Annotated in this window: 1 rRNA gene; it reads left to right on the plus strand. The window is 54.3% G+C overall.

Annotation, left to right across the window (positions count from 1 at the left end):
- Window positions 1–55: ribosomal RNA gene (locus PSET11_RS16520) — 16S ribosomal RNA — on the plus strand; the annotation flags it as partial.
- Window positions 56–529 lie beyond the last annotated feature (474 nt).

Below are 529 nucleotides of genomic sequence, written 5' to 3' on the forward strand. Positions count from 1 at the left end.
GACTAAGTCGTAACAAGGTAGCCGTACCGGAAGGTGCGGCTGGATCACCTCCTTTCTAAGGAGCGCCTACAAAGCCTGGTCATCATGTATGTGGTGGGTCGGGGTTTGTCAGGAGGATAGTTCGTTGCGCAGACGTTTGTTCTGCGGCGGACTGCTCATGGGTGGAATATCAACGGATAGGTGCCTGCTGGTGCTGGTTGTGGTGTGAGTACGGACTGATCCCTTTGGGGGTTGGGTTCCTGGAAAGCGTCGCTTCTGGTTGGTGGTGGGTAGTGTTTGGCACACTGTTGGGTCCTGAGGCAACAGGACCGGGTTGGGAAGGGAGCGTTTGCTGTCTTCCTGGGTCGGGTTTGTTTGTTTCTGGTTGTTCCTTGCTACGCCGATCGCACGGTTGGCTTCTGTCCTTTGGGGTGGGGGTTGTGGGGGGTGTGTGGTGTGGGGTTGTTGTTTGAGAACTACATAGTGGACGCGAGCATCTTTTATAAGAAGCAATTTCTATGAATTATGAACCTGGATCTGGCTGCGCGTG

It is taken from the genome of Arthrobacter ulcerisalmonis, assembly GCF_900609065.1.
Lineage (GTDB): Bacteria > Actinomycetota > Actinomycetes > Actinomycetales > Micrococcaceae > Arthrobacter > Arthrobacter ulcerisalmonis.